Origin of the sequence: Streptosporangium sp. NPDC000239 (genome assembly GCF_040300765.1) — a bacterium.
In the GTDB taxonomy this organism is placed as follows: Bacteria; Actinomycetota; Actinomycetes; order Streptosporangiales; family Streptosporangiaceae; genus Streptosporangium.
The window spans coordinates 22,843-46,873 of sequence record NZ_JBEPEI010000005.1; the positions used below are offsets into that span (position 1 = coordinate 22,843).

At 71.1% G+C, this 24,031-nt stretch carries 25 protein-coding genes and 1 riboswitch; of the genes, 12 read left to right on the forward strand and 13 right to left on the reverse strand.

The window, feature by feature from the left end:
- Window positions 1-210: 210 nt before the first annotated feature.
- A complete protein-coding gene (gene msrB / locus ABT340_RS15025) occupies window positions 211-612 on the reverse strand; it encodes a peptide-methionine (R)-S-oxide reductase MsrB (protein WP_352011308.1) in 402 nt (133 codons plus the stop codon).
- A 370-nt stretch (window positions 613-982) separates the two neighbouring features.
- On the opposite strand from msrB, the gene ligD reads away from it, so the two are divergent.
- Window positions 983-1,978 (forward strand): non-homologous end-joining DNA ligase, encoded by a 996-nt coding sequence (ligD, locus tag ABT340_RS15030; RefSeq protein WP_352011309.1) that lies wholly within the window; start codon window positions 983-985, stop codon window positions 1,976-1,978.
- A 12-nt stretch (window positions 1,979-1,990) separates the two neighbouring features.
- Here the strand turns inward: ligD and ABT340_RS15035 are convergent, their stop codons facing one another.
- Window positions 1,991-3,028 carry an ATP-dependent DNA ligase gene (locus ABT340_RS15035; RefSeq protein WP_352011310.1) on the reverse strand — a complete coding sequence of 346 codons (1,038 nt, stop codon included), beginning with the start codon at window positions 3,026-3,028 and terminating at the stop codon, window positions 1,991-1,993.
- A 41-nt stretch (window positions 3,029-3,069) separates the two neighbouring features.
- Window positions 3,070-3,792 carry a dihydrofolate reductase family protein gene (locus ABT340_RS15040; protein WP_352011311.1) on the reverse strand — a complete coding sequence of 241 codons (723 nt, stop codon included), beginning with the start codon at window positions 3,790-3,792 and terminating at the stop codon, window positions 3,070-3,072.
- A 126-nt stretch (window positions 3,793-3,918) separates the two neighbouring features.
- On the opposite strand from ABT340_RS15040, the gene ABT340_RS15045 reads away from it, so the two are divergent.
- A complete protein-coding gene (locus ABT340_RS15045; RefSeq protein ID WP_352011312.1) occupies window positions 3,919-4,308 on the forward strand; it encodes a hypothetical protein in 390 nt (129 codons plus the stop codon).
- Between the two features lie 10 nt (window positions 4,309-4,318).
- Here the strand turns inward: ABT340_RS15045 and glgX are convergent, their stop codons facing one another.
- A complete protein-coding gene (gene glgX, locus ABT340_RS15050) occupies window positions 4,319-6,436 on the reverse strand; it encodes a glycogen debranching protein GlgX (protein ID WP_352011313.1) in 2,118 nt (705 codons plus the stop codon).
- Between the two features lie 331 nt (window positions 6,437-6,767).
- Window positions 6,768-7,196 carry an OsmC family protein gene (locus ABT340_RS15055; protein ID WP_352011314.1) on the reverse strand — a complete coding sequence of 143 codons (429 nt, stop codon included), beginning with the start codon at window positions 7,194-7,196 and terminating at the stop codon, window positions 6,768-6,770.
- A 172-nt stretch (window positions 7,197-7,368) separates the two neighbouring features.
- Between ABT340_RS15055 and ABT340_RS15060 the strand changes: the two genes are divergently transcribed.
- Window positions 7,369-7,926, forward strand: a complete 558-nt coding sequence (locus ABT340_RS15060; RefSeq protein WP_352011315.1) for an RNA polymerase sigma factor — start codon at window positions 7,369-7,371, stop codon at window positions 7,924-7,926.
- Entirely contained in the window at window positions 7,923-9,041 is a 1,119-nt protein-coding gene (locus ABT340_RS15065) for a hypothetical protein (RefSeq protein ID WP_352011316.1), read from the forward strand. Before ABT340_RS15060 ends, ABT340_RS15065 begins: the two co-directional genes overlap by 4 nt.
- 57 nt (window positions 9,042-9,098) lie before the next feature.
- Here ABT340_RS15065 and ABT340_RS15070 read toward each other — a convergent pair whose 3' ends face one another.
- Complete coding sequence (locus ABT340_RS15070) at window positions 9,099-9,650, reverse strand: hypothetical protein (RefSeq protein ID WP_352011317.1); 552 nt, start codon at window positions 9,648-9,650, stop codon at window positions 9,099-9,101.
- Between the two features lie 197 nt (window positions 9,651-9,847).
- Between ABT340_RS15070 and ABT340_RS15075 the strand changes: the two genes are divergently transcribed.
- Window positions 9,848-10,447, forward strand: a complete 600-nt coding sequence (locus tag ABT340_RS15075) for a hypothetical protein (protein ID WP_352011318.1) — start codon at window positions 9,848-9,850, stop codon at window positions 10,445-10,447.
- Here ABT340_RS15075 and ABT340_RS15080 read toward each other — a convergent pair.
- Both ABT340_RS15080 and ABT340_RS15085 read right to left on the reverse strand, forming a co-directional pair.
- Complete coding sequence (locus ABT340_RS15080; RefSeq protein WP_352011319.1) at window positions 10,440-12,068, reverse strand: isovaleryl-CoA dehydrogenase; 1,629 nt, start codon at window positions 12,066-12,068, stop codon at window positions 10,440-10,442. The genes ABT340_RS15075 and ABT340_RS15080 overlap by 8 nt on opposite strands.
- A 4-nt stretch (window positions 12,069-12,072) precedes the next feature.
- Window positions 12,073-13,521, reverse strand: a complete 1,449-nt coding sequence (locus ABT340_RS15085; protein WP_352011320.1) for an ankyrin repeat domain-containing protein — start codon at window positions 13,519-13,521, stop codon at window positions 12,073-12,075.
- Between the two features lie 96 nt (window positions 13,522-13,617).
- Here ABT340_RS15085 and ABT340_RS15090 point away from each other — a divergent pair, with 96 nt between their 5' ends.
- From ABT340_RS15090 to ABT340_RS15100, 3 genes are all read left to right on the forward strand, one after another.
- Entirely contained in the window at window positions 13,618-14,334 is a 717-nt protein-coding gene (locus ABT340_RS15090) for a DUF1707 SHOCT-like domain-containing protein (protein WP_352011321.1), read from the forward strand.
- A gap of 92 nt (window positions 14,335-14,426) precedes the next feature.
- Complete coding sequence (locus ABT340_RS15095; protein WP_352011322.1) at window positions 14,427-14,930, forward strand: SigE family RNA polymerase sigma factor; 504 nt, start codon at window positions 14,427-14,429, stop codon at window positions 14,928-14,930.
- Window positions 14,927-15,760: a hypothetical protein gene (locus tag ABT340_RS15100; RefSeq protein ID WP_352011323.1), complete on the forward strand. Its 834-nt coding sequence runs from the start codon at window positions 14,927-14,929 to the stop codon at window positions 15,758-15,760. The genes ABT340_RS15095 and ABT340_RS15100 overlap by 4 nt, the downstream gene beginning before the upstream one ends.
- Here the strand turns inward: ABT340_RS15100 and ABT340_RS15105 are convergent.
- From ABT340_RS15105 to ABT340_RS15125, 5 genes are all read right to left on the reverse strand, one after another.
- Entirely contained in the window at window positions 15,746-16,516 is a 771-nt protein-coding gene (locus tag ABT340_RS15105; protein ID WP_352011324.1) for a sirohydrochlorin chelatase, read from the reverse strand. The two genes, ABT340_RS15100 and ABT340_RS15105, sit on opposite strands and share 15 nt — an antisense overlap.
- The gene (locus ABT340_RS15110) at window positions 16,513-17,241 is read right to left on the reverse strand and encodes a phosphoadenylyl-sulfate reductase (RefSeq protein ID WP_352011325.1); all 729 of its coding nucleotides are present in this window, start codon (window positions 17,239-17,241) and stop codon (window positions 16,513-16,515) included. Before ABT340_RS15110 ends, ABT340_RS15105 begins: the two co-directional genes overlap by 4 nt.
- Window positions 17,238-17,381, reverse strand: coding sequence for an Insertion element protein (locus tag ABT340_RS15115; protein ID WP_184616917.1), 144 nt, complete (start codon window positions 17,379-17,381; stop codon window positions 17,238-17,240). Before ABT340_RS15115 ends, ABT340_RS15110 begins: the two co-directional genes overlap by 4 nt.
- Window positions 17,382-17,409: 28 nt before the next feature.
- Window positions 17,410-19,092: a nitrite/sulfite reductase gene (locus tag ABT340_RS15120; protein ID WP_352011326.1), complete on the reverse strand. Its 1,683-nt coding sequence runs from the start codon at window positions 19,090-19,092 to the stop codon at window positions 17,410-17,412.
- A gap of 363 nt (window positions 19,093-19,455) precedes the next feature.
- Complete coding sequence (locus tag ABT340_RS15125; RefSeq protein ID WP_352011327.1) at window positions 19,456-19,602, reverse strand: hypothetical protein; 147 nt, start codon at window positions 19,600-19,602, stop codon at window positions 19,456-19,458.
- 129 nt (window positions 19,603-19,731) lie between these two features.
- Here ABT340_RS15125 and ABT340_RS15130 point away from each other — a divergent pair, with 129 nt between their 5' ends.
- The 4 genes from ABT340_RS15130 to rsgA all read left to right on the forward strand — a co-directional run bounded on the left by ABT340_RS15130 (window position 19,732) and on the right by rsgA (window position 23,983).
- Entirely contained in the window at window positions 19,732-20,130 is a 399-nt protein-coding gene (locus ABT340_RS15130; RefSeq protein ID WP_352011328.1) for a YccF domain-containing protein, read from the forward strand.
- 79 nt (window positions 20,131-20,209) lie between these two features.
- Entirely contained in the window at window positions 20,210-21,175 is a 966-nt protein-coding gene (locus tag ABT340_RS15135) for a YihY/virulence factor BrkB family protein (RefSeq protein ID WP_352011329.1), read from the forward strand.
- An 18-nt stretch (window positions 21,176-21,193) separates the two neighbouring features.
- Window positions 21,194-21,274, forward strand: a riboswitch (ZMP/ZTP riboswitch).
- A gap of 33 nt (window positions 21,275-21,307) precedes the next feature.
- The gene (gene glyA, locus ABT340_RS15140; RefSeq protein ID WP_352011330.1) at window positions 21,308-22,564 is read left to right on the forward strand and encodes a serine hydroxymethyltransferase; all 1,257 of its coding nucleotides are present in this window, start codon (window positions 21,308-21,310) and stop codon (window positions 22,562-22,564) included.
- Window positions 22,565-22,864: 300 nt separating this feature from the next.
- Window positions 22,865-23,983, forward strand: coding sequence for a ribosome small subunit-dependent GTPase A (rsgA, locus tag ABT340_RS15145; RefSeq protein ID WP_352011331.1), 1,119 nt, complete (start codon window positions 22,865-22,867; stop codon window positions 23,981-23,983).
- Window positions 23,984-24,031: the final 48 nt, after the last annotated feature.

Sequence of the window (24,031 nt, forward strand, 5' to 3'; positions counted from 1 at the left end):
CGGACCCTGGTCCTGCCGCAGATCCTGCAGCGCTGGGTGATCACCCGGCCAATGGTCTCGACGATCTCCCACCTGTGCCGGAGGTGCACGGTTGCTCCCTGAGCAAGAACACGTTGCGGAGGCGGTAGCGTACTTTGAGTTATGGCGCCGTGCCGTGCCGGGCTCCCGCGCTCCCCATGGGGGATCGCGTCGCGGGGCGCCGGGCGCCGGTTATTCGGCGGGTTCGAGCCGCAGGGACACGGAGTTGATGCAGTAACGGTCGTCGGTCGGGGTGCCGTAGCCCTCGCCGTGGAAGACGTGACCGAGGTGGGAGTCGCAGGTCGCGCACCGGACCTCGACCCGGACCATGCCCAGCGAGCGGTCCTCGATCAGGGTCACCGCCTCCGACTGCGACGGCTCGTAGAAGCTGGGCCAGCCGCAGTGGCTGTCGAACTTGGTGTCCGAGCGGAACAGCTCGGCCCCGCAGGCCCGGCAGCTGTAGACGCCCTCGGTCTTGGTGTCGACGTACTCACCGGTGAAGGGGCGCTCGGTGCCCGCCTGGCGGAGCACGTGGAACTCCTCGGGAGAGAGCTGGACGCGCCATTCGGCGTCGCTCTTGACCACCTTTTCCATCCCTCAAGCCTATGCGCTCCCGGCGGTGTCCCCGGGTGGTTCCCGCCGTACACCCGGGAGGAAAAAATCTTGGAGGCGAAGCATCCATTTATGCCCGTTTTGGCGTCTTTAGAGATGTGGGGGGTATTTCGCCTTCCTGCTGAAGGGTGAGATCGTCCGCCCGGTCGTCCGAGGATCAACAGGACGGCCGAAGAACGCCGCCGGCCGGGTGACGCGCCAGCGCTCGGACCGGAGAGCAGGCGGACGGTCACGTGGTCCGTCCCGTCGAGTACGCGGTCCCGCCGCCGCGGCGGCTCCGGGACGGACCCGCCCCACGGCCCGTCGTGTGGGAGCGGGCCCCTGAGGGCTCACAAGGGGTACGGTCGGACGTATGCCGTCGCCGTACATCGAACTCACTGTCGAAGACAGGGTGATCAAGGTCACCAATCCCGACAAGGTCTACTTCCCCGAGATCGGGGTGACCAAGCGGGAGCTCGTCGAGTACTACGTGAGCGTGGGCGAGGGGGCACTGCGCGCCCTTCGTGACCGTCCCACCCACCTCAGGCGCTACCCGGACGGGGTCGAGGGGGAGGAGATCTACCAGAAGCGGATGCCCGTCAAGCGGCCCGACTGGGTGCGCACGGCCACGGTCCGCTTCCCCAGCGGGCGCACCGCCGACGCGTTGTGCGTGACCGAGGTCGCCTCCCTGGCCTACTGCGCCAACCTGGGCACCATCGACTTCCATCCCTGGCAGGTGCGCTCCGGTGACACCGAGCACCCCGACGAACTGCGCGTCGACGTCGACCCGCAACCGGGAACGGGCTTCGCGCAGGCGCGGCAGGTGGCCTTCACGGTCCGCGACATCCTCCAGGAGCTCGGCGTGACCGGCTTCGCCAAGACCTCGGGCGGCCGGGGCGTCCACGTGGCCGTGCGCATCGAGCCGCGCTGGGACTTCGTCCAGGTGCGCCACGCCGGCATCGCCCTCGCCCGCGAGGTCGAGCGCCGGGTGCCCCACCTGGCCACCACCGCCTGGTGGAAGGAGGAGCGGGGCGAGCGGATCTTCATCGACTACAACCAGAACGCCCGCGACCGGACCCTGGCCGCCGCCTACTCGGTGCGGGCCAGGCCGAACGCCCCGGTCTCGGCCCCGCTCACCTGGGAGGAGCTGGCCGACGCAGACCCGCGCGACTTCGACATCCGCACGGTTCCGGCCCGCTTCGCCAAGCTGGGCGACGTGCACGCCGCGATCGACGACCAGGCCTTCTCGATCGAGCCACTGCTCGAATGGTACGAACGCGACGGCGCGCAGGACCTGCCCTATCCCCCCAACTACCCCAAGATGCCCGGCGAGCCGAAGCGGGTGCAGCCGAGCAAGGCGCGAGACTGATCCACCGGCCCCTCAGCGGGCCAGGATGTCGTCCAGGTCGTAGGAGACGGGCTGTTCGAGCTGCTCGAACGTGCACGACTCCGGGGTCCGGTCGGGGCGCCAGCGGCGGAAGTGGGCGGTGTGCCGGAAACGCGTGCCCTCCATGTGGTCGTAGGCGACCTCGATCACCAGCTCGGGCCGCAGCGGCACGAACGACAGGTCCTTGGTCGCGCTCCACTTGGAGATCGCCCCGGGCAGGGACTCGGCGCTCCACGGGTGACCGTCCTGGCTCACGTACGGCGCCAGCTCCTCGACCAGCTCCGCCCTGCGCTTCATCGGGAAGGAGGCCGCGACGCCGACGTGCCTCAGGGCGCCCTCGGCGTCGTAGAGGCCGAGCAGCAGGGAGCCGACCACCGGCCCCGACTTGTGCTCGCGGTAGCCCGCGACCACGGCGTCCGCCGTGCGCTCGTGCCTGACCTTGAACATCGCCCTCTTGTCCGGCTGGTACGGCAGGCCGCCGGGCTTGGCCACGATGCCGTCGAGCCCGGCGCCCTCGAACGTCTCGAACCACTCGGCCGCCCGCTCCTGCGAGGTGGTCACCGGTGTCAGCCGTATGCTCCGGCCCGCGCCGCCGAAGATCGACTCAAGGCGTGCCCTGCGCTCGGCGAAGGGGACCTCCATGAGGGACTCGTCGCCGAGGGCAAGCAGGTCGAAGGCGACGAACGAGGCGGGCGTCTGCTCGGCCAGTAGTCTCACCCGGGAGGCCGCGGGGTGGATGCGCTGCTGCAGGGCCTCGAAGTCGAGCGCCTGGCCGCCGCGGATGACGATCTCCCCGTCCACCACCACCCGCTCGGGCAGCTCCGCCCGCACCGCCTCCACCAGCTCGGGGAAGTAGCGCGTGAACGGCCGTTCGTTGCGGCTGCCGAGGTAGACCTCGTCGCCGTCGCGGAAGACGACGCACCGGTAGCCGTCCCACTTCGGCTCGTAGAGCATGGTGCCGTCCTGCGGCGGCAGGGACTTGACGGCCTTGGCCAGCATCGGTGCGACCGGGGGCCGCAGCGGCAGGTTCATGTCACTCCTCGTCGTCCGTTCGTCGGGCTAGCCTGACCTTTCTACCGGAGAGGACGGACATACCTGGTGAACAGGAAACCGTCCTCCTCCAGGACGTGGGCCAGGTCCAGCCGGACCGACGCCGGAAGGCCGTTGAGGATGCGCGCCGCGGGGCCGCCGGTCAGCATCGGGCTCACCGTCAGGCACAGCTCGTCGACCAGGTCGGCCTCGGCGAGCTGGGCGTTGACCTTGGGGCCGCCCTCGCACAGCACCCGCCCCAGGCCGCGTGAGGCCAGCTCGGCCAGCGCCGCGGCCAGGTCGATCCGGTCGCCACCGGCCACGATCACCTCGGCCACCTCGGCCGTCTCCGCACGCCGCCGCGCGGGAGCCGCCTCACAGGTGACCACGATCGTCCTGGCGTACGGCTCGGCCTCGGTGAACAGCGGGCTTTCGAGGTCCAGGTCGAGCAGCCGGGTGAGCACGGCCACCGGCGGCGCCGCAGGACGCCCCGCACGCAGGTGACGCCACGACTCCCGGGGCCTGGCGGGGCCGTACCCCTCGGCCCTGACCGTCGTGGCGCCGGCCAGGACGACGTCGGCCTGCCCGCGCAGCACCCCGAAGATCCGCCGGTCGCCACGGCCCGACAATCCGCCGGACAGCCCGTCGAGCCAGGCGGCCCCGTCGGCGCTGGCCACCATGTTGAGCCGGACGCACCGTTCGCGGGGGTAGGCGTAGAGCCGGGCGAGATCGACCTCGTCGGAGGCGGCCGGGTGGATGAGACGCATCCTCCTACCTTGGCACAGGAGACCGTACGGCCCTCCCGCGAGAACGTTCGGTAACGGATTCGACACTTCCGGTGAAATCGGGGCGAGTGGCGTTACATGATGCGGCAAAAGAGACGGGGAGGCAGTGTGGGGCTGGCCGCGATCGTGACGTGGTTGATCACCGCGATGTTCGGCGTCCGCCTGTTGCGGCTGTGGCTGCTCCACGGCGGGCCACGCAGCCAGGCGGCGAAGGTCACCCGCTTCCCCGCCGCGCTGCTCTTCGCCCACCCGATGCTCGCCATGTCGGCCCTGAGCTGCTGGGGCGCCTACCTGGTCACCGACCGCCGGGTGCTGGCCTGGCTGGCGTTCGGGGCGCTCGCGCTGACGGCCCTGCTCGGCTTCACCATGTCCACCCGCTGGCTCGGCGGCGGCCGTCACGCGCGCGGCGCCGGCCAGCGCCCGCCGGTCCTCACGATCCTGCTGCACCTTCTCGCCGGGCTGACCACCTTCGTCCTCATCCTGCTGACCAGGCCCTAGCGAGGCGCCGTCAGGGGCGGCGGCAGCGCAGGATCCTGATCGAGCGGGAGGTCACCGGGACGTGGGCGTCGGCGGGCCAGGGCCCCTCGTGGGCGGCCTCGTCGCCGCCCTCCCGCGCGGTGTCCAGCACGGACAGCCAGCGCGCGCCGTACCTGGCGCCGGGGACGGTGAAGGTCAGGTCCTCGTGGTGGCCGTTGATCAGCAGCAGGAACGAGTCGTCCACGATCGGCTCGCCACGCGGGCCGGGTTCGGTGATGGCCGCGCCGTTCAGGAAGACCGCCAGCGACTTGGCGTAGCCGGTGTGCCAGTCGGCGGCCGACATCTCCTCGCCCGAGGGGGTCAGCCAGACGATGTCGCGGGTGCCGTCCTCGGCCTTGCGGCCGTGGAAGAACCGGCGCCGCCGGAAGACGGGGTGCTCGCGCCGCAGCTCGGACAGTCCCCTGACGAAGTCCAGCAGCTCCTTGTCGGTCCCGGCCGGGGACCAGTCGATCCAGGAGATCTCGTTGTCCTGGCAGTAGGCGTTGTTGTTGCCGCCCTGGCTCCTGCCGAACTCGTCGCCGGCCAGCAACATCGGCACGCCCTGCGAGACGAACAGGGTGGTCAGCAGGTTGCGGCGCTGACGGCGGCGCAGGGAGGTGATCTCCGGGTCGTCGACCGGACCCTCGGCGCCGCAGTTCCACGAGCGGTTGTCGTCGGTGCCGTCCCGGTTGTCCTCCCCGTTGGCCTCGTTGTGCTTGCGGTCGTAGGAGACCAGGTCGGTGAGAGGGAACCCGTCGTGGCAGGTGACGAAGTTGATGGAGGCGACGGGACGGCGCCCCGAGGTGGCGTACAGGTCGGCCGAACCGGTCAGCCGCGAGGCCAGCTCAGGCAGCGCCGAGCCGTTGCCGCGCCAGAAGTCGCGCACGCTGTCGCGGTACTTGCCGTTCCACTCGGTCCACAGCGGCGGGAAGTTGCCGACCTGGTAGCCGCCGGGCCCCACGTCCCACGGCTCGGCGATCAGCTTCGCCTGGGAGATGACCGGGTCCTGCTGGATCAGGTCGAAGAAGGCGCTCAGCCGGTCCACGTCGTGCAGCTCACGGGCCAGGGCGGAGGCCAGGTCGAACCGGAAGCCGTCCACGTGCATCTCCAGGACCCAGTAGCGCAGCGAGTCCATGATGAGCTGCAGGGCGTGCGGGGAGCGGACGTTGAGGGAGTTGCCGCAGCCGGTGTAGTCGAGGTAGTAGCGTCGGTCTCCGTCGTGCAGCCGGTAGTAGGCCGCGTTGTCGATGCCCCGGAAACCCAGCGTCGGCCCCATGTGGTCGCCCTCGGCCGTGTGGTTGTAGACCACGTCGAGGATGACCTCGATCCCGGCGTCGTGCAGCGCCCGCACCATCGCCTTGAACTCCAGCACCTGCTCGCCGCGCTGCCCCGAGCTCGAATAGGCGGCGTGCGGGGCCAGGTAGGCGATCGTGTTGTAGCCCCAGTAGTTCGTCAGCCCGCGGGCGACCATCGCGTGCTCGGGCACGAACTGGTGCACCGGCATCAGCTCGACCGCGGTGACGCCCAGGGCCAGCAGGTGGTCGATGACCGCCGGGTGCGCCAGCCCCGCGTAGGTGCCGCGCTGCTCGGGCGGCACCGCGGGGTGGCGCATGGTGAGCCCCCGCACATGCGCCTCGTAGATCACGGTCTGGTGGTACGGCGTGCGCGGCGGCCGGTCGTTCCCCCAGTCGAAGAACGGGTTGACCACCACGTTCTTCGGCATGAAGGGGGCGCTGTCGTCGTCGTTCCTGCTGGCCGGGTCGGTGAAGGGGTAGGAGAACAGCGACTCGTTCCACCTCAGTTCGCCCTCGACCGCCTTGGCGTAGGGGTCAAGCAGCAGCTTGGCGGGGTTGCAGCGGTGGCCGCGCGAGGGGTCGTGGGGGCCGTGCACGCGGTAGCCGTACCGCTGGCCGGGGGCGACACCGGGGAAGTAGCCGTGCCAGACGAAACCATCCACCTCGGGCAGGTCGACGCGCTCCTCACGGCCGTCGTCGTCGAACAGGCACAGCTCGACGCGTTCGGCGACCTCGGAGAACACCGAGAAGCCGGTGCCCGCGCCGTCCCACGTGCCGCCCAGGGGGTAAGGCTCTCCCGGCCAGATCTCGCGCATGCGGCCCTCAATCTCCCTCAGCTAGCCCTCGTGCGCACAGGTGCCGTCGCCCTCCTCACCCTGGTCCGGGGGACACGAAACGAGGGGGCGGGAGCTCACAAGGTGTGCGGACTTTCCTCTGACGGTCTCGGCGGTCTCGGCCGGACGGTGGCCGTGAAAGAGGGACGGCCCGCCCGGCTGAATGGGGGTCGCCTGAGTGTACGCGCCCGGGGTCACCGGGTGGAACGCCTGGCCGCAAGGCTTTAACCTGCGCTTTTCCCGCCTCGCGGGGATGGGACGCAGGTCTCCCGGCCGCGCCGCTGAGGCGGGCACGGCCGGAAGACACGCTCGATCAGCCGACCAGTTCGGCGTTGAGGCTGATCGTGGTGCCGGAGAGGGCCTTGCTCACCGGGCAGTTGGCCTTGGCCGTCTCGGCGGCCTTCTGGAACTCCTCCGCGGACAGGCCCTCGACCTGGCCGCGGACGGAGATGACGATCCCCGTGATGCCCTCGCCCGGCTGGAAGGTCACCTCGGCCTTGGTCTCCAGGGACTGCGGCGGGGTGCCCGCCTGGGCCAGGCCGTGGGACAGGGCCATCGAGAAGCAGGAGGAGTGCGCCGCCGCGATGAGCTCCTCGGGCGAGGTCTTGCCGTTGGCCTGCTCGGCCCTGGAGGGCCAGGACACGTCGAAGGTGCCCACCTTGGACGAGTCCAGCGAGACGGTGCCCGATCCGTCGAGGAGCGAGCCCTTCCACTGGGTCGTCGCGGTACGTGTCGTCGCCATGGCGATGTCCTTTCGATCACGAAGCGTTAACCAGGAACGACCCTACTCGCCGAGATCACGAGGCTTGTCCCCGGAGCCGTCCGTCGCCCCCGTTCCCGAGGCGATTCGATTACCCGGCGTTACCTTACGAACGGAATCTGTAATCGATCCCTTGGTGGTGGACGTAAGAAACATGACGCCAGGTGGGGAAGGGGCGACCGTGCCGGAGGACGAGGAGAAGTGGTTCGAGGAGATGTTCCGCGCCTTCTACGAGCCCGTCTGGGCCTACGCGGCGCGCCGGGTCGGCTTCACCGGGGCCGACGACGTCGCCTCGTGCACCTTCCAGACGGCCTGGCGCAAGAGGAACAGGATTCCCAGGGACGACGACCGCGCCGTCGTCGCCTGGCTGTACCGCGTCGCCTGGGGGCACGTGCGCAACGCCACCCGCGGCGAGGGGCGCAGACAGCGCCTCATGGCGCTGCTGAGACAGCTGCCACCGGAGCTGTCCGGTGACGGGACACACGACGAGGAAGAGGTCAGGACCGCGATGGAGACGGCCATGGCGCGCCTGCGCCCCAAGGACGGAGAGGTCCTCCGCCTGCACTACTGGGAGGACCTCGCGATCGATGAGATCGGCGGGGTTCTCGGTCTGACGCCGAACGCGGTCAGGGTACGGCTGTGCCGGGCCCGCATGAGGCTGGCGGACCTGCTGCGGGGCATGTGCCTGTGGTGCGAGGAGGCGGGCCGGTGAGGGCGCGGGGACGAGACCGGTTCCGCGAGCTCATGGTCCGCTGCAACCCCGTGCCCCCGCACGAGGCGCGGCGGAGGATGGGCGACGGGCAGGAGGAGGTCCTACGGCGGATCATGAGCGAGAGCACCCCTCGGCGGGCGCGGGGCAGGGGGTCGGTCCTGGTGGTGGCCCTGCTGGCGACCGCCGTCGCGGTGGCGGTCCTGCCGAGGGTCGTGCAGCGGGGACAGCCGGGAGACCGGCAGGGGGCGGGGGAGGGCCCGCCGCCGGGCGCCGCCGCCTCGCGCACCGGCCCGCCCATCACCGCGGACCTGGCACGGATCGTCCACCTGTCGGCGGTCGAGCCGCTGCGCGGCCATCCGCTCCCGATGTCGTCCTTCCCCCGGGCCTCGGCAGGACTGCTCGGCCTGGCCCGGCTCGCCGGTTCCCGCCCGGGCAGGCAGGAGGGGCCGTGGAGCTATGTCGAGACCGAGGAGTGGCTGCTGGCCACCAGCGTCACCCGGGACGGCACGACCTCGCGGATGACACCGTGGGTCGTCAGCCGCTGGACGCCGCAGGACGATCGGGGCACCTACCACAGGACGCGCAGGCACGGAAGGCCGTTCGGGAGCGGCGGCTGGGCCGGTATCAGGCCAGGGGCCGACCAGGCGACGGCCACCGAGGGCGGTGAGAACAGTGAGACCGGCGCCGCGGCGGACCTCGGCCCCAGGGCGGCCGCTCTGTCGCGCTCCGAGGAGGAGCTGCGCGACCAGCTGCTCGACGGGGAGCCGCAGGCGGGCATGACGCGCACGCACCGCCTGGTCAGGGCCGTCGAGGACCTGCACTCCCACGACGTGGTCGAGCCCGACCTCCGCGCGGCTCTGTGGCGGACGCTCGCCGCCCAGGACGACCTGCGGGACATCGGGCAGGTCAGGGACCGCAACGGCAGGCCAGGGCGGGCCTTCGGGTTCGAGGACGGGCCGCTGCTCGGGGTGTTCGTCGTCAGCTCGGCGACCGGTGGGCTGCTGGCGACCGAGCTGATCAGGCTCAGAGGCCCGGGGGAACCGCGCCCGGCCGTCGAGGAGTACCGGACCTACCTCACCGCCCGGTGGGTCGCCGGTCCCGGCCTGACCTCATGACCGGCGGCGGCGCCGTACGGTGCGATCCCGCCCAAACCGTACGGCGCCGTCGCCCTCTCATCGGCCGGGGCACTCACGCAGGCTGGGATGGGCGTTGACCCAGCGCCGGTCGGCGACACCCCGGAGATTGCCGTATCCCGACCCGCCGGGGAAACAGGTCCCCTCCTCGTCCCGGTTCCTCTTGACGAGGAAGACGAAGGGGCGGTCGTTCCTGAGGGACATGAAGAGGCCGATCCCGTCGATCCTCCTCGTGCCCGGCACCTTGATGGCCTGCCGCGATCCCTCGTAGGCCCTGCGGTCGTAGAGGCAGACCGCGTTGCCGGGAACGCCGTCCTCGTCGCAGTCGTGCTCGGCGCCACGCCTGGCCGGGCCGCACGACGGGGGCCGGAAGGTGATCACCTCGGCGCCGTCGTCGTAGGAGACCGTGTCCGGCGGGACGAAACGCCCGTCGGGTGCCTTCGCGAGCTGTTCGGCCACCGCCCGCGCGACATCGGCCTGACACGGGGAGGGACGTTCGACGGAGGGCGGCACCGGCGTGGCCGGCGGACCGGTGAGCAGGCAGGAAAGCGCGCCGCACACCGCTCCCAGGGCTTTCAGGCTGGTCGTCATGTTCGATCCTTTTGGTGGGGGTGAAACCGGCCGTCTTCCGAGGGCGGGGACGGGCCGGAAACGACGCGTCCGCCGGGGAGGGGCCGCTCTCGCGCCCTCGCGGATCAATGAATATCCGGCCGCCGCTCGTAATGAACTCCGCTGCGACGGACGTTTACCACCGGAGAGCAATTCTTTGTCAGGACGGAGCGCTTCGGATGAGGACCCCCGGACCGGCCCGCACGGGCCACCGCGATCCGCTGCCGAGGGACGGCAGCCGGGACTGCGGCGTGCTGGAACGGGTGATCCACCGGCGTTGGACGGGGACACCGCGCAGGGAGCTCGTCGCCGCGATCGACGAACTGGCGAGCTTGCCGGTCCACCTGGCGACCCGGCTGTCCGAGGACCTCGACGGGATCTGGCTCGGCGCCGACCTGCTGCCCGAGCCGCCAGAGCCGGACGACTCCTGCGACGCGCGGGTCGCCGCGGAGTCGGCGGGCATCCACATGGGGCGCACGATCGTCGTCACCGGAGGGGCGCACTCGTCGGGCTCGCTGGTCCACCACATGATCGGTCACGCCCTGTGCCAGATGGACGAGATGGACCAGACCCCTGAGTGGCGCCGGATCATGCGCTTCTGCCGCCCCCTGCTGGTTCTCGACCGCTACCGCGACTGCCCGGCCGAGTGGTGGGCGGAGAGCTACGCGCTGTGCGCCGCCAACCGGCTCGACCGGCTGACCAGGCTGCTCGCCGACGACGTCCAGAGCGCGGCGGCCGTCGCCGCCTACCACCAGAGACGCCAGGGATGGGTCAGATGACGGCCCGGCCGATCACGGCCTCCAGGTCGAGGCCGGGCGGCAGGGTGCCGAAGGCACGGCCCCCCTCACCGGCCAGCCGGGAGGCGCAGAAGGCGTCGGCGACGGCCGCGGGCGCCAGCCGTACGAGCAGGGAACCCTGCAGGACCAGGGCCATGTCCTCGGCGATCCGGCGGGCGTTCGCCTCGGCGGCGGAGAGATCGCCGAGCGCGCCCAGCAGGGCACGCAGCCGTACGACCGCCGCGTCGAGACGCCGGTCGGCCCCCCTGGCGAGCGCGACCTCCGCGAGGAACGCCTCGACGGCCTCCGGCTCACGCCCCAGAGCACGCAGCACGTCCAGCGCCGCGACGTTTCCCGAGCCCTCCCAGATGCCGTTGAGCGGTGACTCGCGCAGCAGCCTGGGCATCTGGGAGTCCTCGACGTAGCCGTTGCCGCCCAGGCACTCCATCGCCTCGGCCGCGTGGGCGGGGGCGCGCTTGCACACCCAGTACTTCGCGACCGCCAGCGCGGTACGGCGCAGCGCCGCCTCGGACCGGTCCCCGGCGACGGCCCGGTCGGTGGCCCCGGCGAGCCGGGTCATCAGCGTGGTCGCCGCCTCCGACTCCAGGACGAGATCGGCCAGGACGTTGCGCATCAGCGGCTGGTCGGCCAGCCTCCTGCCGAAGGCGGCGCGGTGCGTGGCGTGGTGGACGGCCCTGACCGCGCCGTACCTCATCCCGGCGGCCGAGCCGATCACGCAGTCGAGCCGGGTCATGTTCACCATCTCCAGGATGGTCCGCACGCCCCGGCCCTCCTCACCGACCGGCCAGGCGAACGCCCCCTCGTACTCCACCTCGGCGCTGGCGTTCGACCGGTTGCCCAGCTTGTCCTTCAACCGCACCAGGTGCATGGCGTTGCGGGTGCCGTCCGGCAGGACGCGGGGCAGCAGGAAGCACGACAGGCCTCCCGGCGCCTGGGCGAGCACCAGGAACGCGTCGCACATCGGGGCGGAGTTGAACCACTTGTGGCCGGTCAGCGCGTAGCCGCCGCCGGTGAGGGGCTCGGCCCTCGTGGTGCCCGCACGAACGTCTGAGCCGCCCTGCTTCTCGGTCATCGCCATCCCGGCGAGCACCCCGCGCTTGCCCAGCGGCGGCCGGAGCCCGAAGTCGTAGCTCCTGGACGTCAGCAGCGGCTCCCATTCGGCGGCGAGGGCGGGGGCGTGACGCAGCGCGGCGACCGAGGCGTAGGTCATCGAGATCGGGCAGCCGTGCCCCGCCTCGACCTGGCTCCAGAGGTAGAACCCGGCCGCGCGGGCCACGTGCGCGCCGGGCCTGGCATCGGCCCAGGGCGCGGCGTGCAGCCCCTCGCCGACCGCGACGGCCATCAGCTCGTGCCAGGCGGGATGGAACTCGACCTCGTCGATCCGGTGGCCACGGGCGTCGTGGGTGCGCAGGACCGGCGGATGCTCGTTGGCCAGGCGCCCCCACTCGGCGGCCCGCGCTGAGCCCGCGAGCACGCCCAGCGCCCGCACCTCCCCCGTGGCCCAGCCCGCACCCTCACGCTCGACGCCGGCCAGGAGGGCGGCGTCGTCGGACACGTCGTGCCCGACGAGCGGCGGAACCTGGTTGAAGACGTCGTGGGCCATCCAGTCAGGCCTCCTTGACCAGGTCGCGCAGGTAGTCGTCGTCCTCGTCGCTCTCGGCGAGGACCCGCTCGACCCCCTGCCTGGCCCGCGGGTCGCCGCGCACCAGCAGGCCGCGCGTCGCCTCGGCCACCGTGCCCAGCTCCTCGTCGCCGAGTCGCGCCGCCAGCGCGTCACGGATCGGCTCGCCGTCCTCGGACAGCCCGGCCAGGCCCATGGTCGCCCACTCGCGCACCTCCTCGTCGGGGTCCTCGCTCATCGAGATGAGCAGCGCGAGCCCCTCGGCGTGGCCGGGCGGCAGCACGGCGGCCAGCGCGGCCGGGTCGGCCTGGGTGCGGGTCCAGCCCGGGGCGGTGACGATCTCCAGCACCTCGGGCAGGGAGCGGGGGTCGGCGTGGTGGCCGAGCGCGCCGAGCACCGAGCGCAGCACCCGCTCGTCGCCCTCGGTGGCCGCCATCCGCCGCAGGATCGGCAGGGTCCGGTCGAGGAAGGGCCGCTCGTCGTCGGTGAAGCCGAACTCGGCGAGCACGTCGACGCCGAACTCCCGCCTGCGCGGGTCCTCACTGACGCACAACCGCGCCGCGGCCTCGAACGTCTCCTCGTCCGCGCGCTTGCTCAGCGCGCCCGCGATCGTCCACCAGGTCTCCGCCTCCTCGTCGACGTCCCGGTACGGCAGCGCCCGCTCGACCAGCGTCTCGACGCCGGGAAGCTGACCGGTCGCCTCCTCCAGGAGGGTCGCGACGGCCGCGTGGCCGCGCTGGCAGCGCAGCTCGGCCAGCCGTTCCCCGTCCTGGCTCACGGCGGCGACGGTCACCAGGTCGGTGCCGTCGGAGGCCCGGCTGCGGCCGACGACGAACTGGGAGTCCTCGGGGACCTGCTCGGTGAGCTGTTCGAGCAGCGCGCTCTCCAGCTGGGTGCCCAGCCAGTCGTAGGCGATGGCCAGCGGGGTGTCGCCCTCGCCGTCGGGCCTGTCGGCCTCGGCCCCGCGCTCCAGGAGCACCCGCGTCGCGCCGAGCGCCCCGCGCCTGGCGGCTAGGGTGAGCGCGGTCTCACCGCTCTCGTTGGCCTCCTCCGGGTCGGCCCCGGCGTCCAGCAGCGCCGTGAGGGTCTCCTCCCGGCCGTTCGAGGCGGCCCAGAGCAGCGCGGTCCAGCCGTCCTCCTCCCTGGCCGAGGGGTCGGCCCCGGCGCGGAGCAGCGCCTCCACGGTCTCGACACGGCCCAGGGCGGCGGCCGCGCACAGGGGCAGGCCCTCCTCCTCGCCGCCGCTGATCCTGCCCGGGTCGGCCCCGTGCGCCAGCAACGCCTCGACGATCGCCGTCCTGCCGCCCGCGGCGGCGGCGTACAGCGCCGTGCTGTGCCCGGCCGCCTCGGGGTCGGCGCCGAGGCCGTCCCGGAGCAGGCGCTCGACGCGCTCGACGTCACCGCGGGCGACCGCCTCAAGAAGTTCTTGGTACATGAGGGGACCCTAACCTGTTCCCGCCCTCCTCAGGGGCGGTCATGTCCTCCTCAGGGAGGAGCCGTTGACCGGACAACTCGCGATATGTTGTGAGTTATGAGCGATCCCGGTGCGATGCGAATCTCGGACGCCGAGCGGGAGGCCACCGTCGAGTGGCTGCGTGTCGCCTCCGTCGAGGGGCGGCTGACGCTCGGGGAGCTGACCGAGCGCACCGAGGCGGCCTACACCGCCGTCACCCAGGCCGAGCTGGCCGTCATCACCTCGGACCTGCCCGGCACAGGACGCTCAGCCCCGGCTCCCGCCCCCGCCTACGAGCCGCAGGGGCGGCCCCCGGGAAGGGCGCGGAAGTGGTTCGTCGCGGTGATGAGCGAGTCGAAGCGCCGCGGCAAGTGGCGCATCGACCAGGGGCTCGGCGCGGTCGCCGTGATGGGCGGGGTCGTCCTCGACCTGCGCGAGGCCGAGGTCCGCACCGACGTGGTCGACATCGTCGTCACCGCGGTCATGGGCGAGGTGAAGATCATCGTGCCGGACGGCGTGGACGTCGAGCTGGACGGCATCGCGATCATGGGGGAGAAGAAGGTCAAGGTCAACGAGGCGCCGCCCGGCGTGAACGCGCCGCTGATCCGGGTCAAGGCCTACGTGCTCATGGGCGAACTCAAGGTGATCGGCGACTCCAGGACCAAGCCCCTGAAGAAGCAGTGGGCCGCCTGGCGGGAGCAGTGGCGGGAAATGCGCGGAGAGCTCACGGGGGAACAGCACGGTCCCGGCTCACACGGCTGGCACGGCTCCGACCGCCGCGACGACCGGCGCTAGCCTCCCCCCGCCGTCCCGTACGGCCGTGCAACGTTCCCGGGGGTCCGGACGGTAGTGATCGGTGAACATCACCGATCAGTGAGGACCATCGGATGCGAGACCGGGCCGACTTCGAAGGCTACGTCGCGCAACGCTCGGCCCGTCTGCTGCGCACCGCCTATCTGCTCTGCCGCGACTGGGGGCAGGCGGAGGACCTGACGCAGACGGCGCTGGCCAAGGCGTGGCTCGCCTGGCGCAGGGTGCGCGACGACCCCGACCCGTATGTGTACCGGATCCTGGCCAACACCCACGCGAGCTGGTGGCGCAGGAGATGGCGGTCGGAGATCCCGACAGGGAGCCTGCCGGAGAACGTCCTGGAGGACCCCTCGGACGGATTCGGCGTCCGCGAGGAACTCCGTACGGCACTGGCCGCCCTGCCCGCCAAGCAGCGGGCGGTGCTGGTGCTGCGCTACTACGCGGACCTGCCGGACGGGCAGATCGCCGAGATCCTCGGCTGCTCGGCGGTCACCGTACGCAGCCAGGCCGCCAGGGCGCTGGCCAAGCTGCGCGTCGATCCCGCGGCCAGGGCCGCGGCCACCCTCGGGGAGCTGACATGACGAACATCGAATCCGAGCTGCGCGACCTGCTGCGACAGGACGCCGAGCGGTGGGAGGGCGCCGGGGGCGGCGTCACCGTCGCCCGGGTCCACGAGCGCGTCCGCGGGATCAGACGGCGCAGGATCGGCCTGCTCGGCGGTGCCGCCGGGGTGGGGCTCGCCGTCGCCGCCACCCTGATCCTGCCGGTCACCGGGGCCCCGGAGAGCACGGACGACACCTGGAACGGCGTCATGTCCGCGGCCTCATCACCCGGCTACGGCGTCGCCTCCAGAAGCAAGGTCGTCCTCGACGAGCGGTTCACCAAGATGGGCGAGCGCGTCGCCTTCGACATCCCCAGAAAGACGGACCGGGGCAACGCGACGGCGATGATCTCCTGTCCGCGCGGGGCGGAACTGCTCTACTGGGAGGACGGCGTCTACCGCAACGCCCTGTCATGCGCCGAATGGCTGCCCGGCACCGACAAGAAGTTCAGAGACGGCGTCAACCTGACCGTGCGACGGGGCTCGCGCTTCGAGGTCGCCGTGCTCCCGGCGGGTTCCGTCGCCCGGCTGGGCAGGACGCTCGTCACCGGTGAGGACGCGCGCCGGGTGCTCGACCTCGCGAACGGGGGGCGGGCCGACATGCGGTTCAGGGTCACCGACACGTGGATCGAACCCTGCGAGAACGGACCCGACTGCACCTTCGTGGACGGGAGCACCCCTGAGCCCACGGTGACCGTGACCGTCACTCCCAGCCCTCCCAAGCCTTCGCCTTCGCCCTCCGTCACCATCACGATCACCATCACCCCCGTCCATCCCACCACCGGTGGAACGGGGTCAGGCGGTGGCTGAGCGCTCCAGCCCGCCCAGGGCCTGCTCGTAACGTTCGATTAACACGGTGGCCAGCTCGGGGGCGGCGCCGAGGACGTCCGCGACGACCTCGGCGCCCACGGCCGTCGTGTCACGGCGGATCTTGTCGGCGAAGTGGCCGGGGGCCAGCAGGTAGGGGGCCACGACCACCCGAGGGGCCCCCGCGCGCAGCAGCCGTAGGACCTCCTCCTGCGGCGTCGGCTCCGCGGCCGTGGCGTAGGCGGCGGTCACCGACCACCAGCCCCGGCGCCGTCCCCACTGGGCGGCCACCCCGGCGACCGTCGCGTTGGCGCTGCGGCTGCTCGACCCGGCCGAGACCAGCACGACCGCGGTCGAGGGGTCCCCGGCCTCGACCCCCGCCTCGGCCAGACGCCGCTCAAGGGCGGTGACCAGCAGCGGGTGCGGGCCGAGCGTCGCGCCCCTGTGCACACGCAGCCTGGGGTTACGGGCCGTGGCCTCGGCCAGCGCGCCGGGGATGTCGACCCGGCTGTGGTAGGCCTCGGTGAGCAGCAGCGGCAGCACCGCCGCCTCGCCCAGCCCCGAGAGCGCCATGGCGAGCGTCGGCGGGGCGTGGTCGAGGTAGGCGGTGCGCACCGGGATCTCGGGACGGGCGCGCCGTACGAGGTCGAGAAGTTCCTCGACCGTCGCGGCGGCGCGCGGGTCGCGGGACCCGTGCGCCACCGCGATCAGGGGCGGTGCCGACGTCACGCCACGCGGGCGCCACGTCACGGACGTCATAGATGCAGCCCGCATTCCGTCTTGCCCATCCCCGCCCAGCGGCCGCTGCGCGGGTCCTCGCCGGGCGCCACCTGACGGGTGCAGGGCGCGCAGCCGATCGAGGGGTAGTTGTCGTAGTGCAGCGGGTTGATCAGCACGCCGTTGTCGGCCATGTAGTTGTCGACGTCCTCCTGCGTCCAGCGGGCGATCGGGTTGATCTTCACCATCTGGCGCTTGGCGTCCCACTCGACGACCTTGACCCCGGCGCGGGTGCTGGCCTCGTCACGGCGGATGCCGGAGATCCAGGCGAGGTACGGCTCAAGGGCGCGGTTGAGCGGCTCGACCTTGCGCAGGTAGCAGCACAGGTCGGGATTGCGCCCGAACAGGCGGGGACCGAGGTCGCGCTCCTGCTCGGCCACCGTCCTGGACGGCTTGACGTCGATCACGTTCACGTCGTAGACCTGCCGCACCGCGTCGCGGGTGCCGATCGTCTCGGCGAAGTGGTAACCGGTGTCGATGAACAACACGTCGATCCCGGGCTTGACCCGGCTCACCAGGTCGATCAGCAGGGCGTCACTCATGGAGGAGGTGAGGCACAGCCGGTCGCCGAAGGTGGCCGCCGCCCAGCGGATGATCTCAAGCGCGGAGGCGTCCTCAAGGAAACGGGCCGCCGACTCGACGATGTCCTGCAGGTCCAGCGTGCCGCGCTGCTGCCGTAATCCGACTTCGATGTCCACCAGGCTCATGACCGCACTCCGATTCCGAGAAACTTCAGCTTGAAGGCGCGGGCGCACGAACGGCAGTACCAGCCGCCGTCGCCCTCGTAGGGTTCGAGGTCCTCTTCGCCGCAGTAGGGGCAGTGGAAGGGGACGGCCCGCTCGCTCATCTTTGGCCCTCCCCGTACGGCAGGCCGGTCACTTGAGGTCCGCCTCGTCGGCCCGCTGGACCCACTCGGAGAAGGTCTCGCCCTCGTTTCGCTGCTTGTCGAAGTTGCGCACCACGCGCTCGACGTAGTCGGGAAGCTCCGTGGCCGTCGTCTTCAGGCCGCGGACCTTGCGGCCGAAGCCCGAGCTGACGCCCAGCGAGCCGCCCAGGTGGATCTGGTAGCCCTCGACCTGCTCGCCCTCGTCGTTGACGATGAGCTGGCCCTTGAGGCCGATGTCGGCGACCTGGACGCGCGCGCAGGAGTTCGGGCAGCCGTTGAGGTTGATCGTCAGCGGCTGCTTGAAGTCGGGAAGGCGCCTTTCGAGCTCGTCGATCAGGTTGGCGCCCGCGCCCTTGGTCTCGACGATCGCCAGCTTGCAGAACTCGATGCCCGTGCACGCCATGGTCTGGCGGCGGAAGGTGGAGGGGTTGACCCGCAGGTCGTTCGCCTCCAGCTCGGCCACGACGCTGTCGACCTGGTCGGGGGCGACGTCGAGGATGACCATCTTCTGCTCGGCCGTGGTGTGCACCCGGCCCGAGCCGTGCCGCTCGGCGATGTCGGCGATCAGGTGCAGCGTGTCACCGCTGAGACGGCCGACCTTGGGGGCGAAGCCGACGTAGAAGTTGCCGTCCTTCTGCGGGAAGACGCCCACGTGGTCCCTGCGCCCGTTGCGGGGCGGCTCGGGCGCGGGGCCGTCGGGAAGCGCGTGGCCGAGGTACTCGGTCTCCAGGACCTGCCGGAACTTCTCCGTGCCCCAGTCGCTGACCAGGAACTTCAGCCGCGCCCTGTGCCGCAGGCGACGGTAGCCGTAGTCACGGAAGATGCCGATCACCCCGGCCCAGACCGCGCTGGCCTGCTCGGGGGTGACGAAGACGCCCAGGCGCTTGGCCAGCATCGGGTTGGTCGACAGGCCGCCGCCGACCCACAGGTCGTAGCCCGCCTCACCCTTGTCGTTGACCACGCCGACGAAGGCCACGTCGTTGATCTCGTGCACCGTGCAGTGCGCCGGGCAGCCGCTCACCGCGGTCTTGAACTTGCGGGGCAGGTTGGAGTAGGCGGGGTCGCCGATGTACTTGTCGCGGATCTCCAGGACCGTCGGGGTGCCGTCCAGGACCTCCTCGGTGTCGATCCCGGCCAGCGGGCAGCCCAGGAAGGCGCGCGGGGTGTCGCCACAGGCCTCGGTCGTGGACAGGCCGACGGCTTCCAGGCGCTCCCAGATGTCGGGGACGGACTCGATCTCGATCCAGTGGAGCTGGATGTTCTGCCGGTCGGTGACGTCCGCGGTGCCCCGGCCGTAGAGGTTGGCGATGTCGGCGATGGTGCGCAGCTGCGCCAGGCTGAGCCTGCCGCCGTCGATCCGGACCCGCATCATGAAGTAGCGGTCGTCGAGCTCCTCCGGCTCCAGGATCGCGGTCTTGCCGCCGTCGATCCCGGGCCTGCGCTGGGTGTAGATCCCGTACCAGCGCATCCGGCCCCGCAGGTCTGCCGGGTCGATGGAGTCGAAGCCCTGCTTGGAGTAGATGTCGATGATGCGCTGGCGGACGTTGAGCCCGTCGTCGTTCTTCTTGAGCTCTTCGTTCTTGTTGAGCGGTTCGCGGTAACCGAGAGCCCACTGACCTTCGCCTCGCGGGCGCTTGTGGTGGCGGTTAGCCGGCCTGGCCGGGGTCGTCATGTGCGCGTCCTTTGTAAATCGGTGGAGTGATTTCCGGACACGCGCAGACGTTGCCGCCGCCTCTTCGTTGAGTGCGGGGGAGTGGCGCTCACAGAGCGATGACGTCTGTCACGCGCCCGAGCTGGATGAAATCAGCGGAGGGCGACGGTCAACGGACGTCACGACAGATGGCGCTGCGGACACGAAGCAGGTCGACGTGGCGTCGCACGACGAGCAATGGGTCCGCTGGCATGTCCATGACGATACCTTGGCGGCCCGAGATGTCCAATGCGGGGTCCGGAATCTGGACTTTCCGCATCCTTCCCTGGCGCCGTCCGCCCAGCCCTGGCGCGGCCGGGTCCACCGGGCGGGAACGGCCGGAGATCACCCCTGTCTCAGCCAGTTCGTCGCGGGCTCCGCGGGAGGTTCCTCCTCCCGGTCCCGGCGGGTCTCCGGCTGGTGCTGGCAGTCGCACCACGAGCCACCCCTGCACTCGCCGTGCCTGCGTTCCTTGCAGCTCGCGCAGATCACCCCTCCATTGTGCGGCGGCGTGGGGCGTACCCCGTGGAGCGGCACTCCGTCCGGATCAGGGGCTTTCCAGGGTTTCGCCAGGGCTGTGCCCGATGGAGTTGTCTGTCCGCTCATTGAGATGATCGGAACATGCGCACGTTGTTGAACGTCATCTGGCTGGTGTTCGCGGGGATCTGGCTGGCCCTCGGTTATGTCGTCGCGGGCGTCATCTGCTGTGTCCTGATCATCACGATCCCGTTCGGCATCGCCTCCTTCAGGATCGCCGCCTACGCGTTGTGGCCCTTCGGGCGGACCGTGGTGCGCGACCCCGAGGCGGGTTGCCTGTCGACCGTCGGGAACGTCATCTGGTGCGTCGTCGCCGGGATCTGGCTGGCCATCGGCCATGTGCTCACCTCGATCCCGCTGTTCCTGTCGATCGTCGGCATTCCGCTGGCCGTCGCGAACATCAAGCTGATCCCCGTCTCCCTGCTGCCGCTGGGCGCCCGGATCGTCGACGTGGACGACGCGGAGGCGTTTTACCGCAGGTGACGACGCGACCGACCCGAGACTCGATCGTTTGCCGCGTGAGCTCGTGATCACAGGGGCGCTGCGCATACCGTGGTGTGCCATGACCTCCACCGACGCGCCGGCGCGCAGGCGAGGGCCACGCAGGCGTGAGCCGGGCGCGGCCAGGGCACGGCTGCGCGCGGGCCTGTCCTGGGTGCGGGGAACGGACGCCTGGGCCCTGGCGCGGGCGACCACCGGCGCGGGCGTCGCCTACCGTGTCACCGGGCTGGCGGGGGAGGCCGCCTTCTTCGCCCTGCTGTCGCTGCCGCCGTTCATGCTCGGCCTGATCGGCGTGCTCGGCCGTTTCACCCGTGTCTTCGGCCCCGAGACGGTCAAGGACGTCAGCGACTGGATCGAGACGCAGGCGCATCTGCTGTTCACCGACAACGCCGTCGACAAGGTCGTCTCCCCGCTCATCGACGACGTGCTGAAACCGGAGAACCAGGTCTCCCTCATCTCCCTGGGTTTCCTGCTGGCCCTGTGGTCGGGCTCCCGGGCGCTGTTCGTCTACGTGGACCTGATCTCCCTGGCGTACGGCCTCGGGGAGGAACGCGGCATCATCCGCACCCGCCTGATGTCCTTCGGGCTCTACCTGGCGGGCCTGCTGATCGGGCTGCTGGTCATGCCGGTCCTCGTCCTCGGCCCGGTCGCGCTGCGCAGCGCGCTGCCCCCCGACTACGCGGGCCTGGTCACCGGTCTGTACTGGCCGGTCGTCGTCGCGGGCTCGGTGTTCTTCCTCACCCTCCTGTACCACGTGAGCGTCCCGGTGCGCACCCGCTGGTGGCGGGAGACACCGGGGGCCGTGCTCGCGCTGATCATCTGGATCGCCTGCGCCGCCGTGCTGCGCGCGGTGCTGGCCGCCTGGTTCTCCCCCGTCTCCATCTACGGCTCCCTCGCCGCCCCCATCGCGGTCCTGCTGTGGCTGTACATCACCGCCCTGGCCGTGCTCATCGGCGCGACGCTCAACGCGGAGGTCGACAGGCTCTGGCCGGTCGACGGCGCGGGCCGCGCAGCGCGTGCGGGGTGAGCACGAAGGGTCCGCTATCGTCTAAAGCGCGACTGGCGCATTGGGTGGGAGCGACCACCGGGGAGCGAAAAGCGGAGGCCGTACGCCTGGGTCTTCGCAGGTTGTCAACGATGACAGGGGAGTGAAGGCGCCATGGGTTCTCTATCCGACGTCGATCCGCAGATCGCCGAGCTCATCAAGGCCGAGGAGCGCCGCCAGGCCGACACGGTGAAGCTGATCGCCTCGGAGAACTACGTCTCCAAGGCGGTCCTTGAGGCCACCGGCACCGTCCTCACCAACAAGTACTCCGAGGGGTACGCGGGCAAGCGCTACTACGAGGGCCAGCAGGTCATCGACCAGATCGAGACCCTCGCCGTCGACCGCGCCAAGTCCCTGTTCGGTGTGGAGCACGCCAACGTCCAGCCCTACTCGGGCTCGCCCGCCAACCTCGCCATCTACCTGGCCTTCCTGCAGCCCGGCGACACCGTCATGGGCATGGGCCTGCCGTTCGGCGGCCACCTGACCCACGGCTGGTCGGTCTCGGCGACCGGCAAGTGGTTCAACCCGGTCCGCTACGGCGTCCGCAAGGACACCGGCCGCGTGGACATGGACGAGGTCCGTGAGATCGCCCTCCGCGAGCGCCCCAAGCTGATCTTCTGCGGCGGCACCGCCATCCCGCGCACCATCGACTTCCCCGCCTTCGCGGAGATCGCCCGTGAGGTCGGCGCCGTGCTGGCCGCCGACATCGCCCACATCGCGGGCCTGGTCGCCGGTGGCGCCCACCCGTCGCCGGTCGGCCACGCCGACGTCATCTCGACCACGACCCACAAGACCCTGCGCGGTCCCCGTGGTGCGATGCTCATGGCCAGCTCCGACGAGCACGCCACCGCGCTCAACAAGGCCGTCTTCCCCGGCCTGCAGGGCGGTCCGCACAACCACACCACCGCGGCCATCGCGGTCGCGCTGAAGGAGGCGGCGACCGACGACTTCAAGGACTACGCGCGTCAGGTCGTCCTGAACGCCCAGGCGCTGGCCGAGGAGCTCAAGAGCCGCGGCTTCGACCTGGTGTCCGGTGGCACGGACAACCACCTCATCCTGTTCGACCTGACCCCCAAGGGCATCGGTGGCAAGCCCGCCGCGCAGGCCCTGGACAAGGCCGGGCTTGAGACCAACTACAACACCGTGCCCTTCGACACGCGCAAGCCCTTCGACCCGTCCGGCATCCGCATCGGCACCGCGGGCGTGACCAGCCGCGGCATGGGCGTCACCGAGATGCGGCAGATCGGCGCCTGGATCGACCAGGTGGTCAGCGCCCTGGCCAAGGACGAGGACGAGGCAAAGCACGTCATCACCCGGGTGCACGGCGAGGTCCGTGAGCTGACGAGCCACTTCCCGGCTCCCGGCCTGTAACCCGCACGAGAGAAAGCCCCGGAGCCCGTGGTTCCGGGGCTTTCGCACGCCGTACGGCCCTGCTTCCCCGGCTCGCCGGAAAAAGGTTTGCGCGTGATGGGGGAGTTCGCGCTAATGTTCTGCGGGTGGGCGTTGTCGCGCCCGTGGGCGACGCCACCGCCGCGAGCGGTGGCCGAGAGATGAGGAGGTGAGGACATGCGGGTCTTCTTCCTTGGCATGCCTTCAGCCGTCCTCCGGGTGCCCGTCTAGCCGACTTCCTTCACCGGGCACCCGACCTTCCTCGAAAAGGGTGTACCCACGTTGTCAGCTTCACGTTTTCCCGTCTCCTCCGACCTGTCCTCGCTCGGCTGGGACGACTCCCACGCCACCTCGCTGCCCGACGGGCTGATCCCCGCCAGGGTCGCGCGCGTCGACCGGGGGGCCGCCGAGATCCTGTGCGCCGAAGGGCACTTCCAGGCTCACTACGGCGCCGCCGTACGGCGGGCCGCCGCGGCCGACCCCGTCGCCCTGCCCTGTGTCGGGGACTGGGCCGGGCTCAGGAAACTCGCCGAGGGCCGTTACGAGCTTGAGGCACTGCTGCCCCGCCGTACGGCGTTCGTGCGCGGCGGTGTCGCCAGGCTCTCGCGCGGCGGCCTGTCGGGCGACTCCAGGGGGCAGGTGCTCGCGGCCAACGTCGACGTCGTCTTCGTCGCCGAACCCGCCCTGCACGCCACGGACACCGCCGACCTCGGCCGGATCGAGCGGCTGCTCGCCCTGGCCTGGGAGAGCGGCGCCCAGCCCGTCGTGCTCGTCACCAAGTCCGACCTCGCGGGGGCGAGCCTGGCCTTCCTGATGGAGGAGGTCGCCGCGGCGGCGCCCGGCGTCGAGGCGCACGCGATCTCCTCCCTCACCGGAGAAGGGGTGGACATCGTGCGCGGGCACCTGGGCGGGACGCGCACCGCCGTCGTGCTCGGTGCCTCGGGCGCGGGCAAGTCCACCCTGGTCAACGCGCTGGCCGGGGCGGAGGTCATGGAGACCCAGCAGGTCAGGGCCGCCGACGGCAGGGGCCGTCACACCACGGTCCACCGCGAGCTCATCCCGTTGCGCGACGGCGGGCTCATCATCGACACCCCCGGTATCCGCCGTATAGGCCTGTACGACATGGGGGAGGGCGTCGACATGGTCTTCTCCGACATCGAGGAACTGGCCGAGCGGTGCCGCTTCGCCGACTGCGGGCACGACAGCGAGCCGGGCTGCGCGGTGATCGCCGCCATCGAGGACGGCACGCTTCCCGAGCGGCGGCTGGAGAGCTGGAACAAGCTCCAGCGCGAGGCCCTGTGGATGGCGTCGCGGACCGACGCGCGCCTTCGCAAGGAGATGCAGAACCGGTGGAAGACCATCCACAAGGAGATGCGTAAGCCGGGGCGCAGCCGTCCCTGATGCCCCGGGCCGCCACAGGCCGTGGAGAACGGGAAAGACCCGGGGCGG

Excerpts from the sequence above, each read along its gene's own strand:
- msrB (WP_352011308.1), bottom strand. The coding sequence starts at position 612 with ATGGAAAAGGTGGTCAAGAGCGACGCCGAATGGCGCGTCCAGCTCTCT.
- ligD (WP_352011309.1), top strand. The coding sequence starts at position 983 with ATGCCGTCGCCGTACATCGAACTCACTGTCGAAGACAGGGTGATCAAG.
- ABT340_RS15035 (WP_352011310.1), bottom strand. The coding sequence starts at position 3,028 with ATGAACCTGCCGCTGCGGCCCCCGGTCGCACCGATGCTGGCCAAGGCC.
- ABT340_RS15040 (WP_352011311.1), bottom strand. The coding sequence starts at position 3,792 with ATGCGTCTCATCCACCCGGCCGCCTCCGACGAGGTCGATCTCGCCCGG.
- glgX (WP_352011313.1), bottom strand. The coding sequence starts at position 6,436 with ATGCGCGAGATCTGGCCGGGAGAGCCTTACCCCCTGGGCGGCACGTGG.
- ABT340_RS15055 (WP_352011314.1), bottom strand. The coding sequence starts at position 7,196 with ATGGCGACGACACGTACCGCGACGACCCAGTGGAAGGGCTCGCTCCTC.
- ABT340_RS15060 (WP_352011315.1), top strand. The coding sequence starts at position 7,369 with ATGACGCCAGGTGGGGAAGGGGCGACCGTGCCGGAGGACGAGGAGAAG.
- ABT340_RS15070 (WP_352011317.1), bottom strand. The coding sequence starts at position 9,650 with ATGACGACCAGCCTGAAAGCCCTGGGAGCGGTGTGCGGCGCGCTTTCC.
- ABT340_RS15075 (WP_352011318.1), top strand. The coding sequence starts at position 9,848 with ATGAGGACCCCCGGACCGGCCCGCACGGGCCACCGCGATCCGCTGCCG.
- ABT340_RS15080 (WP_352011319.1), bottom strand. The coding sequence starts at position 12,068 with ATGGCCCACGACGTCTTCAACCAGGTTCCGCCGCTCGTCGGGCACGAC.
- ABT340_RS15085 (WP_352011320.1), bottom strand. The coding sequence starts at position 13,521 with ATGTACCAAGAACTTCTTGAGGCGGTCGCCCGCGGTGACGTCGAGCGC.
- ABT340_RS15090 (WP_352011321.1), top strand. The coding sequence starts at position 13,618 with ATGAGCGATCCCGGTGCGATGCGAATCTCGGACGCCGAGCGGGAGGCC.
- ABT340_RS15095 (WP_352011322.1), top strand. The coding sequence starts at position 14,427 with ATGCGAGACCGGGCCGACTTCGAAGGCTACGTCGCGCAACGCTCGGCC.
- ABT340_RS15100 (WP_352011323.1), top strand. The coding sequence starts at position 14,927 with ATGACGAACATCGAATCCGAGCTGCGCGACCTGCTGCGACAGGACGCC.
- ABT340_RS15105 (WP_352011324.1), bottom strand. The coding sequence starts at position 16,516 with ATGACGTCCGTGACGTGGCGCCCGCGTGGCGTGACGTCGGCACCGCCC.
- ABT340_RS15110 (WP_352011325.1), bottom strand. The coding sequence starts at position 17,241 with ATGAGCCTGGTGGACATCGAAGTCGGATTACGGCAGCAGCGCGGCACG.
- ABT340_RS15115 (WP_184616917.1), bottom strand. The coding sequence starts at position 17,381 with ATGAGCGAGCGGGCCGTCCCCTTCCACTGCCCCTACTGCGGCGAAGAG.
- ABT340_RS15120 (WP_352011326.1), bottom strand. The coding sequence starts at position 19,092 with ATGACGACCCCGGCCAGGCCGGCTAACCGCCACCACAAGCGCCCGCGA.
- ABT340_RS15130 (WP_352011328.1), top strand. The coding sequence starts at position 19,732 with ATGCGCACGTTGTTGAACGTCATCTGGCTGGTGTTCGCGGGGATCTGG.
- ABT340_RS15135 (WP_352011329.1), top strand. The coding sequence starts at position 20,210 with ATGACCTCCACCGACGCGCCGGCGCGCAGGCGAGGGCCACGCAGGCGT.
- glyA (WP_352011330.1), top strand. The coding sequence starts at position 21,308 with ATGGGTTCTCTATCCGACGTCGATCCGCAGATCGCCGAGCTCATCAAG.